Genomic DNA, 8778 nt, shown 5'->3' with positions numbered 1-8778 from the left:
GCCAACGGAATGAAACACCTCAAAAGACTCGACTCCACCCTCGAAAAAATAACCAAAGACAACGCTTCATACTTCGAAAATGAAAAGTGACAGGGCCGTCCGTCAGGCATGTTTAGCTCATATGGGCTTTACAATTGGGTCATATGATATAGATTCGGTTCTAAGGAGAATGAGATGGCCGTTGCAGACCGTATCCGCGAACCCGCCGAGATCAACGCCGTCGCGTTGAAGGCTTATGCCCGCGTCGTCGATCACTGGCGGCTGAGCCAGAAGGATGCCGCCGGGTTGGCGGATATGTCCGAGAGCACCTGGAAGCGCGCCCGGAAACCGGGGTTTGCCGGCGATCTGACCAAGGATCAATTGCTGCGCCTGAGTGCGGTAATCGGCATCTACAAGTCGCTCGAACTCTATTTTTCCGAGCCTCTGGCGCGAGCCTGGATGACACGGCCGAACACCGGGCCGCTGTTTGGCGGCCGCCGGCCGCTGGAGGCGGCGATCGAGGGCGGGCTGCCGCAGATCCTTGCCATCCGGACCTATCTCGACGCGCTGCGGGGCGGCGCATGAGGCGGCGGGAGATTTCCGACCGCGGCCTCACCCGTCTCTTGCCCGCCACCTATCACAAGCCGCCGGCCTTGCGCGGCCTTGTCGACAGCGACGATGAATTCGAGATCCTGGCCGAGATCGAGGGGTTGACCAGCGGTCGGCTGCAAGCCGAACGAGGCAGGAACCCGCATCTCGATCCGCGCGAACTTGCCTGGCGCCGGCGCAGCCGCGACCTGCGGATCTATGGCGACACCCATGTCAACGCGGCCTTTACCTATACCCGCGCCGGCGGCAACCGCTTCAATTCGGAGACACGCGGCGCCTGGTATTGTGCCTGGGATGTCATGGTGTCGGTCAGCGAAGTGGCCTGGCACCGCACCCGGGAGCTCGGCTACACCGGCTGTTTCGAGGACAGCGCGCGGTATGTCGAACTGCTGGCGGATTTCATCGGCGGCTTCGACGACATCACCGATCAGCCCGACCATCCGTCGCTGGCGGGGGATCCGGCGCGGGGCTATCCGGAGGGGCAGGCGCTGGCAGAGCGCCTGCGGCGGCAGGGCTCGCGCGGCTTGATCTATCCGTCGGTCCGGGCGCCGTCGCCGGGCGGAAACTGTCTGGTCTGTTTCGAGCCGAATGCGATCCAGAATGTCAGGCCCGGGGCCTCCTGGGATCTGGTCTGGGGCGGAACGCCGGAATATTCGGTGCGCGCGGTCGCCTGAGGGCGCCGGCGCACCTCGGGATCAGCTTGCCTTGGTCTTGGTCAGAACGAGGAAGGTCATCATGCCAAGCGGCGGCAGGGATTTTTGCACCTCCAGCGCCAGGTCCGGCTCTTTCAGCACGGTCTCGATCTCGAAATCGGAATGCCAGCCGAGGGTATTGGCAAAGGGCGCGACGATCCGTTCGAGATGCGCCAGCACCCCCTGGCTGCGCACGAAATGATTGGTAATGACGACCCGCCCGCCGGGTTTGAGCACGCGGGAAATTTCCGCCATCACCCGTTCGGGCTCGGGCACCACCGAGAGCACATGCATGGCGGCGACGGTATCGAAGGTCTCGTCGGGGAAATCGAGCTCGCGGGCGTCCATCTGCCGCAGCGCCGCCACATGGTCCAGCCGCATCCGCTCGATCCGGGCCAGGGCCTTGGCCAGCATGTCGTCGCTGAAATCGATGCCGGTGACCTGTAGATCGCTGCTGTACAGCGGCAGGGAGAGCCCTGTGCCGACCCCGACTTCGAGGACCGCCCCCGTCAGCGTGTTGATGAACTCCACCGCCCGGCGTCGGCCCACATTGGTCACGGCGCCGAAGGTGGTGTCATAGACCGGTGCCCACCGGGCATATGAGGATTGAACCGACTCGATATCCACTTACTTCTCCTGTTCCGTGCCCGGCCCGCGTTTTGGCGGCCGTTTGGTCGCCAGACACCATATTATGGTTGCGATATAGGCCAGGCAGAGCGCGACCAGCGTAACCCAAGCATAGGTCAGCACCGCTGCGCCGGCGATGGCGACGCCCAGCAGAAAGAACTTGGCCTTCCTGCGTGACACCCGCGCGGTCTTGAACGACCAGGTCGGGATCCGGCTGATCATCAGCAACCCGATCACTACCATATGCGCGCCGACAACGAAATCCGGCAGCAGCGCCGAGCCGGCAAAGGCGAAGGACACTGACATCGGCAGCAGCACCAGCAGCGCCGCCGCCGGCGAGGGCACGCCGGTAAAATAGGCGCTGGGCCCGCCAATGCCGGCATCGCGATCCGCATTGCTGCTGACGTTGAACCGGGCCAGCCGCAGGATGCAGCAGACCGCAAAGACCAGGACGGCGATCCAGCCGGCGCGGGTGTCCTGCAACGCCCAGAAATAGAGGACAAGCGGCGGCGCGACGCCGAAGTTTACCACATCGGCCAGCGAATCGAGCTCTGCCCCCATCTTGCTGTCGCTGCGCAGCAGGCGCGCGATCCGGCCGTCAAGGCCGTCCAGCACACCGGCCGCCAGGATCAGCTGTACCGCCAGCTCATAATTTCCCTCCACCCCGAACCGGATTGCCGACAGCCCGGCACAGAGACCGGCAATCGTCAGCATATTGGGCAACAGTTGTAACAGCGGCATGTCGGTGCCGGTCTTGCCCCGGGGGGCATTCATTGCGGGTCACCTGCACCTTCGGCGGCGGGCAGTTCGGCAAGCACGGTTTCGCCGGCGACCATGGTCTGGCCAAGGCTGACCAGCGGCGTCACGCCCGGCGGCAGATAGACGTCGAGCCGCGAGCCGAAGCGGATCAGGCCAAAGCGTTCGCCGGTCGCGGTCTGCGCCCCCGGTGCCACGAAGCAGACGATCCGCCGCGCCACCAGCCCGGCGATCTGCACGACCGCGATTTCCCGGCCATCGGACAGGCGGATGCACAGGCTGTTGCGTTCGTTGTGCTCGCTGGCCTTGTCGAGCGAGGCGTTGAAAAACTTGCCCGGGCGATAGGCGACCGCGGTGATCTCGCCGGCGACCGGCGCCCGGTTCACGTGACAGTTGAAGACGTTCATGAAGACGCTGACCCGGGTCAGCGGCCGGTCGCTCATCCCCAGTTCTTTCGGCGGCACCGCCGGTTCGATCAGCGAGATGATGCCATCCGCCGGGCTGACGATCAGTCCGGGCCGGTCAGGCGTGACCCGCTCCGGGTCGCGGAAGAAGTAGTAACACCAGACCGTCAACCCGACGCCGATCCACCCGAGAATCGGGGTCAGCAGAAACAGGCCGGCGGTGATGAGGCCGAAGGTCGCAACAAATTTGAGGCCTTCCGGGTGCATCGGCTTGATGAAGGTACCAAGCATGTTCATAGCAATTTCCCTCGCGGCAATCCGAGGCCCTTCTTTTAGGGTGATTGTGCCTGAGTACAAGCGTCTTCCGGGCGGCGCGGCCCTAGCGCGTCGTGGAATCGCGCGCGCAACCGCCGGATTTCAGGGGTGTGGGCGATCAGAGGATCTGCCGGCCAGACAGGTCTCTGGCGGCGAAATCGATCAGGGCCCGGACCTTGCGCGGCAGCGCGCGGCCTTCGAGGTATACCGCCCCGACCTGGCCGCTTTCGCCGACATGATCTTGCAACACGGCGACCACTTCACCGCTCTCCAGCGCGGCGCCGAGGGCAAAACGCGGCACATAGGCCAGCCCAAAGCCGCGCCCGGCCAGGGTGACGGCGGCTTTGGCGGAATTGACAAAGAACCGGCCGGTCACCGTGACCGCGATCTCGGAGCCGGCGTCGTGAAACAGCCAGCGGCGGGGCAGGCGGCGGTTGGTGTCGACGATGCAGGTGTGATCCGGCAGATCCTCGGGCCGATGCGGCGTGCCATATCGTGCGAGATAATCGGGGCTGGCGATCAGCACGCTGCGAAACGCGCCCAACCGACGGACCTTGAGCGAGGCCATGTCGAACCGGCCGAGGCGAAAGGCGACATCGATGCCTTCGGTCGCCAGATCGACGTAGCGATCGTCCAGCCGCAGATCCACGGTCAGACCGGGGTGCGCCGCGATGAAGCGGCTGAGCATGTCGACGACATAGACCTCGCCAAACGTGACCGGCGCCGAGATCCGCAGCGTGCCGGACAGCCCGCGCGAGGTCTCCGACACCGCGCTCAGTACTGCATCGAGATCGTCGAGCAGCGCCGGTGTCCGCGACAGGAGATCCTCGCCCGCCGAGGTCAGCCCGACCTTGCGCGTGGTGCGCTGAAACAGCCGGACGCCCAGGCGCCTCTCCAGCTCGGCCACGTATTTCGAGGTCAGCCGGTTCGATATGCCAAGCTGCTCTGCCGCACCGGTAAAGGATCCGGTCTGCGCGGTGGCGACAAAAGCGCGAAGCTGATCGATCAGATCCAAGGCAGCGAGTTTCCCGGCATAATTCAGAACAATTTGTGGATGGTCATTCCATACCTTCGCCATTTCATGGGTATGGGGCAAGTCTTATCCTTGCATCACGACGCGCTGACGGGCCCCGCGCCCGGCCAGCCCAACCTTGCCAACGAAACTTTCGGAGACCTCGACATGACCCCAAACACCGCCTCGGCCGATTATGCGGCGCTTCTTTTGCGCGTCACCAGTGGCGCGCTCTTCATCGCCCATGGCTGGATGAAGGTCAGCCTGTTCACAATTCCCGGCACGGTGGCCTTTTTCGAAAGTCTCGGCCTGCCCGGGGTCTTTGCCTATCTCACCATCCTCGGCGAGCTGGGCGGTGGCCTGGCGCTCATTCTCGGCATGGCGACACGGCTGGTCTCGCTGCCGCTGATCGCTATCCTGATCGGGGCGATCTGGGCGCATGCGGGCAATGGCTGGACGTTTTCTAACGAAGGCGGCGGCTGGGAATTCCCGCTGTTCTGGGCCGTCGCGCAGGGCGCCATCGCGCTGCTCGGTGCCGGTGCGCTGGCCCTGAAACTGCCGGTGCTGGAACGCGGCCTCGGCAAATTCGCCTGATCCCGCAGCCAAGGCCGGGCGGCCGCCGTGGCGGCCCGGCGTCACACAGGAGACAACCCATGCAAACCCACAGCCTTGCGTCGCTTGCCGACCGTTTCGCCCCGAGCGCCCGGATGCCGGTGGTGTTTCTCGGCCATGGCAGCCCGATGAATGCCATCGAAGACACCGCGTTCAGTCGCGCCTGGAAGACCCTCGGCCAGAGCCTGCCACGGCCTGAGGCAATCCTCGTGGTCTCGGCGCATTGGATGACCCGCGGCACGACGCTGGTGGATGTTTCGGCCATGCCCCGGACGATCCATGATTTCTATGGCTTCCCCGAGGCGCTTTACGCCGAGCGCTACCCGGCGCCGGGCCAGCCGCAACTGGCGGCCGAAGTGGTGACCCTTCTCAAGAGCCATCGCGCGCAGGAAGATGACCGCTGGGGCCTCGATCACGGTGCCTGGGCGGTGCTGAAATTCCTCTACCCTGATGCCGATGTGCCGGTGTTTCAGGTCTCGATCGACATGGAGGCGGGTCTGGCGCATCAGCTCGAGATTGGCCGCACCCTGTCGGTGCTGCGCGATCGCGGCGTGCTGATCCTGGGATCGGGCAATGTGGTGCACAATTTGCGGGCCATGCGGCCCGGCGGCGCGCCGCTCGATTTTGCCGAGGCCTTCGACGGGCTCTTCGCCGACCGTCTCACCCAGCGCGATTTCGCCGCGCTTGCCGATGCCCCGGGTCTTGGCCCGCTGTTGTCAGAGGCGCATCCGACGGTGGATCACTACCTGCCGGCGCTGACCATTGCCGGCGCGTCGGACAGCAACGACGATCTGACCTATATGACCGATGCGATCGATCTGGGGTCGGTCTCGATGCGGTCGTTCCTCTTTCACCCTCGGCAGACCGCAGCCTGACGCCGCCCAGACCCCCGCTTGCAGCGCCCGCCGCGATCCGATGCTCGGCGCGGAGAATACCTCAGAAGGAGCCCCGAGATGCCCACCACGCCCGCAGAGAACAAGGCCAACGCGATGGCGTTTTACGACCTGATGTTCAACCGGTGCCAGCCGCGCGCGGCGATCGAGCGCTATGTCGGCGACGTCTATATCCAGCACAATCCGCATGTCGGCGACGGCAAGGATGCCTTCATCGCCTATTTCGAGCGGATGGCGGCCGAGTATCCCGGCAAATCGGTCAGCTTCAAACGGGCCATCGCCGAGGATGACCTTGTTGTCCTGCATTGCCATCAGCTCTGGCCGGGCAGCGAGGATTATGCCGGTATCGACATCTTCCGGTTTGATGACGACGGCAAGGTGGTCGAGCATTGGGATGTCTTGCAGGTCATCGGAGCCGGATCGAAGAACGACAACGGCCTGTTCTGACCCGACGGGCGTCTTCTCAGGTCGCGAGACGCAGCACCGCGAAACTGAGGCAGAGCCAGAGCCCGAAAGCGATCCTGTCATGGCGGCCCTGACCTGTGACCAGGGCAAAGACCAGCGCCGGAAGGCTGGCGCCCAGCACCAGCCACGGCAGCATCTGCCAACCGAGCCAGGCGCCGGCGGCGGCCATCAGCTTGGCATCGCCGAGGCCCAGCCCGTCGATCTTCCGCAGGCGGAAATAGGTCGCGCCAAGCGCCCAGAACACCGCAAAGCCTGCCGCCGCACCGATTGCGGCATCCAGCGGCGCCGGCCCGTGACCGGTGAGCGACAGACCGAGGCCGAGCAGCACAAGCGGCAGGGTCAGCGCATCGGGCAGACGGAATTGGCGCAGATCGATCCAGGCGAGCGCGGCGAGGCAGATCAGCAAAACGACATCGGAAATCAGGCTGACGAGAACAGGCGGCATAGTCCGGAAATAATTCCCGCAGTTTTTGAAACTTTTTTGCGCAGCCCTACGTAGCCTTTTTGTGCGCGACAATTTGCCCGCGCATCCCTCCGCGCGTTTCGCAGCGGACCATAACTATTAGGGAGTGAATTATGAAGAGCAATAATATGACGATCCGCACGGGGGTGGCAATCAGCCTTCTTGCGGTCGCCGCCACGGGCGCGATGGGTGCCTCGCACCGCGAAGCGCCCGCCATCACGCATTCACCCAAGGTTGATGGTACTGATTTTTACATGTTTCGCAGTTACGAGCCCGGCCGGCAGGGCTATGTGACCTTTATCGCAAACTATCAGCCGCTTCAGGCCCCTTACGGTGGCCCGAACTATTTCACCATGGACGAGGATGCGATCTATGAGATCCACGTCGACAATGATGGTGATGCGGTCGAAGATCTGACGTTCCAGTTCGATTTCGACAACATGCTGGGCGCCGGCGGCAACGGTATCGCGCTGACCATCGGCAATGTCGATGTCGCCATTCCGCTGAAGACGGCGGGGCAGGTGTCCGGCGCCGGCGATGCCACGGTGAACGAACAGGAGCGGTATTCGCTCAACGTCGTCACCGGCGACCGCCGCTCCGGGACCATCCGATCAATCACCTCGGGCGGCAATGACACCTTTGTCAAACCGCTGGATTACATCGGCGAAAAGACCTTTCCCGATTACGAGGCCTATGCCAATAGCTTTGTCTATGACATCGACATTCCCGGCTGTGCCACGCCCGGTCGTGCCTTTGCCGGCCAGCGCGAAGAGGCCTTTGCGGTGAACCTGGGCGAAATCTTCGACCTGGTGAACATGGTGCCGCTGGAAGGCTCGATCCCCAATGATCGCGCCAATGACGATCTGGTCGACCGGTTCAACATCACCTCGCTGGCATTGGAAGTGCCGATCGACTGTCTGGTCGGATCGGGTAATGGCGTGATCGGCGCCTGGACCACCTCGAGCCTGCCGCAGGCCGAGATCGAAGATCCCTCGCCGACCTATGAAGATCCCTCGATCTATGGCGGTGCCTGGGTGCAGCAATCGCGGCTGTCCAACCCGCTGGTCAACGAAGTTGTCATCGGTCTGCCTGACAAGGATCTGTTCAACGCGGCAGAGCCCACCCAGGACGGCGCGCTGGCGGTCTACGTGACCAACCCGACGCTGCCGGCACTGATCGATATCCTGTTCCGTCAGGCGCTGGGGGCTTCCAGCAACATCGCACCGTCGAACATTCCGCGCGATGACCTTGTCGCCACCTTCCTCACCGGTCTGCCGGGCTTCAACCAACAAGCCACGGTAACCGCGTCGGAAATGCTGCGGCTGAACACCGCCGTGCCGCCGACACCACAGAGCGCGCAACACCCCTATGGCGTTGTGGCCGAAGACCTTGCTGGCTTCCCCAATGGTCGCCGTCCGGGTGATGACGTGGTCGATGTCGCGCTGCGCGTGGCGATGGGTGCGCTGTGTCACGATGTGCCGCTGGGCGCCGAACTGGGCGTTGCCGGTGCGGTCGAAGACCAGCCGAGCGATTTCGTCAACCTCGGCTATTGCCAGCCGTCGGATGCGCCGGTGGGTGACGAGCCGTTCATCGACGGGGCGCCGATCGACGCGACCGAGATGCAGGCCGTGTTCCCCTATCTGAACACGCCGCTTCCCGGCGCCGAGAATTGAGCGGGGTGAGTGATGATGAGACGTAAACTCACCTGCGTGGCGCTTGGTGCCGTGCTGCTTCTCGCCGCCTGTGAAGGCGATGGCGGAGGCGGCGACAGCCCCAGGGGCATTGCCACCCTCGGACAGGCCTTTGTGGATGCCTTCAATCAGATCCGCAATTCCACGCCTGTTGATGCGCAAAGCGTCAATCTGAAGCTGACGCCAAAGAAGACGCCTTTCAATCCCTGACGGAACAGCCCCCCTTGATCCGTCAGGCCAGACCCCCCGCGCCCCGGCGC

At 63.9% G+C, this 8778-nt stretch carries 12 protein-coding genes; 7 read left to right on the top strand and 5 right to left on the bottom strand.

Going from position 1 to position 8778, the window contains the following annotated elements:
- Window positions 1–174: 174 nt before the first annotated feature.
- Both BMW90_RS22095 and BMW90_RS22090 read left to right on the top strand, forming a co-directional pair.
- Window positions 175–564, top strand: coding sequence for an MbcA/ParS/Xre antitoxin family protein (locus BMW90_RS22095; RefSeq protein ID WP_048534288.1), 390 nt, complete (start codon window positions 175–177; stop codon window positions 562–564).
- Entirely contained in the window at window positions 561–1262 is a 702-nt protein-coding gene (locus BMW90_RS22090) for an RES family NAD+ phosphorylase (protein WP_074839324.1), read from the top strand. Before BMW90_RS22095 ends, BMW90_RS22090 begins: the two co-directional genes overlap by 4 nt.
- 21 nt (window positions 1263–1283) lie before the next feature.
- Here BMW90_RS22090 and BMW90_RS22085 read toward each other — a convergent pair whose 3' ends face one another.
- The 4 genes from BMW90_RS22085 to BMW90_RS22070 all read right to left on the bottom strand — a co-directional run bounded on the left by BMW90_RS22085 (window position 1284) and on the right by BMW90_RS22070 (window position 4397).
- Entirely contained in the window at window positions 1284–1907 is a 624-nt protein-coding gene (locus tag BMW90_RS22085) for a class I SAM-dependent methyltransferase (protein ID WP_074839321.1), read from the bottom strand.
- Window positions 1908–2681, bottom strand: coding sequence for a CDP-diacylglycerol--serine O-phosphatidyltransferase (pssA, locus tag BMW90_RS22080; protein WP_048534292.1), 774 nt, complete (start codon window positions 2679–2681; stop codon window positions 1908–1910).
- Window positions 2678–3364: a phosphatidylserine decarboxylase gene (locus BMW90_RS22075; RefSeq protein ID WP_074839318.1), complete on the bottom strand. Its 687-nt coding sequence runs from the start codon at window positions 3362–3364 to the stop codon at window positions 2678–2680. Before BMW90_RS22075 ends, pssA begins: the two co-directional genes overlap by 4 nt.
- 136 nt (window positions 3365–3500) lie before the next feature.
- Window positions 3501–4397 carry a LysR family transcriptional regulator gene (locus BMW90_RS22070; protein ID WP_074839349.1) on the bottom strand — a complete coding sequence of 299 codons (897 nt, stop codon included), beginning with the start codon at window positions 4395–4397 and terminating at the stop codon, window positions 3501–3503.
- A 165-nt stretch (window positions 4398–4562) separates the two neighbouring features.
- Between BMW90_RS22070 and BMW90_RS22065 the strand changes: the two genes are divergently transcribed.
- The 3 genes from BMW90_RS22065 (at window position 4563) to BMW90_RS22055 (ending at window position 6346) form a co-directional block, all read left to right on the top strand.
- On the top strand, window positions 4563–4988 hold the full coding sequence (locus tag BMW90_RS22065; RefSeq protein WP_074839346.1) for a DoxX family protein: 426 nt from the start codon (window positions 4563–4565) through the stop codon (window positions 4986–4988).
- Between the two features lie 59 nt (window positions 4989–5047).
- Entirely contained in the window at window positions 5048–5881 is an 834-nt protein-coding gene (gene ygiD, locus BMW90_RS22060; RefSeq protein ID WP_074839316.1) for a 4,5-DOPA-extradiol-dioxygenase, read from the top strand.
- A gap of 78 nt (window positions 5882–5959) precedes the next feature.
- The gene (locus BMW90_RS22055; RefSeq protein WP_048534298.1) at window positions 5960–6346 is read left to right on the top strand and encodes a nuclear transport factor 2 family protein; all 387 of its coding nucleotides are present in this window, start codon (window positions 5960–5962) and stop codon (window positions 6344–6346) included.
- 16 nt (window positions 6347–6362) lie between these two features.
- Here the strand turns inward: BMW90_RS22055 and BMW90_RS22050 are convergent, their stop codons facing one another.
- Window positions 6363–6809, bottom strand: a complete 447-nt coding sequence (locus BMW90_RS22050; RefSeq protein ID WP_074839313.1) for a prepilin peptidase — start codon at window positions 6807–6809, stop codon at window positions 6363–6365.
- A 146-nt stretch (window positions 6810–6955) separates the two neighbouring features.
- On the opposite strand from BMW90_RS22050, the gene BMW90_RS22045 reads away from it, so the two are divergent.
- Window positions 6956–8500 carry a DUF4331 domain-containing protein gene (locus BMW90_RS22045; RefSeq protein ID WP_048534300.1) on the top strand — a complete coding sequence of 515 codons (1545 nt, stop codon included), beginning with the start codon at window positions 6956–6958 and terminating at the stop codon, window positions 8498–8500.
- A gap of 15 nt (window positions 8501–8515) precedes the next feature.
- Window positions 8516–8728 (top strand): hypothetical protein, encoded by a 213-nt coding sequence (locus BMW90_RS22040; protein ID WP_139211515.1) that lies wholly within the window; start codon window positions 8516–8518, stop codon window positions 8726–8728.
- The last annotated feature ends 50 nt before the right edge of the window (window positions 8729–8778 follow it).

Source organism: Marinovum algicola, assembly GCF_900109145.1.
Classification (GTDB): domain Bacteria; phylum Pseudomonadota; class Alphaproteobacteria; order Rhodobacterales; family Rhodobacteraceae; genus Marinovum; species Marinovum algicola.
Note: the sequence above shows the minus strand (reverse complement) of the source record. Positions and strands in the feature narration are given on the sequence as shown.

Coding starts and splice junctions, on each gene's coding strand:
- BMW90_RS22095 (WP_048534288.1), top strand. CDS start 175: ATGGCCGTTGCAGACCGTATCCGCGAACCCGCCGAGATCAACGCCGTC.
- BMW90_RS22090 (WP_074839324.1), top strand. CDS start 561: ATGAGGCGGCGGGAGATTTCCGACCGCGGCCTCACCCGTCTCTTGCCC.
- pssA (WP_048534292.1), bottom strand. CDS start 2,681: ATGAATGCCCCCCGGGGCAAGACCGGCACCGACATGCCGCTGTTACAA.
- BMW90_RS22075 (WP_074839318.1), bottom strand. CDS start 3,364: ATGAACATGCTTGGTACCTTCATCAAGCCGATGCACCCGGAAGGCCTC.
- BMW90_RS22065 (WP_074839346.1), top strand. CDS start 4,563: ATGACCCCAAACACCGCCTCGGCCGATTATGCGGCGCTTCTTTTGCGC.
- ygiD (WP_074839316.1), top strand. CDS start 5,048: ATGCAAACCCACAGCCTTGCGTCGCTTGCCGACCGTTTCGCCCCGAGC.
- BMW90_RS22055 (WP_048534298.1), top strand. CDS start 5,960: ATGCCCACCACGCCCGCAGAGAACAAGGCCAACGCGATGGCGTTTTAC.
- BMW90_RS22050 (WP_074839313.1), bottom strand. CDS start 6,809: ATGCCGCCTGTTCTCGTCAGCCTGATTTCCGATGTCGTTTTGCTGATC.
- BMW90_RS22045 (WP_048534300.1), top strand. CDS start 6,956: ATGACGATCCGCACGGGGGTGGCAATCAGCCTTCTTGCGGTCGCCGCC.
- BMW90_RS22040 (WP_139211515.1), top strand. CDS start 8,516: ATGAGACGTAAACTCACCTGCGTGGCGCTTGGTGCCGTGCTGCTTCTC.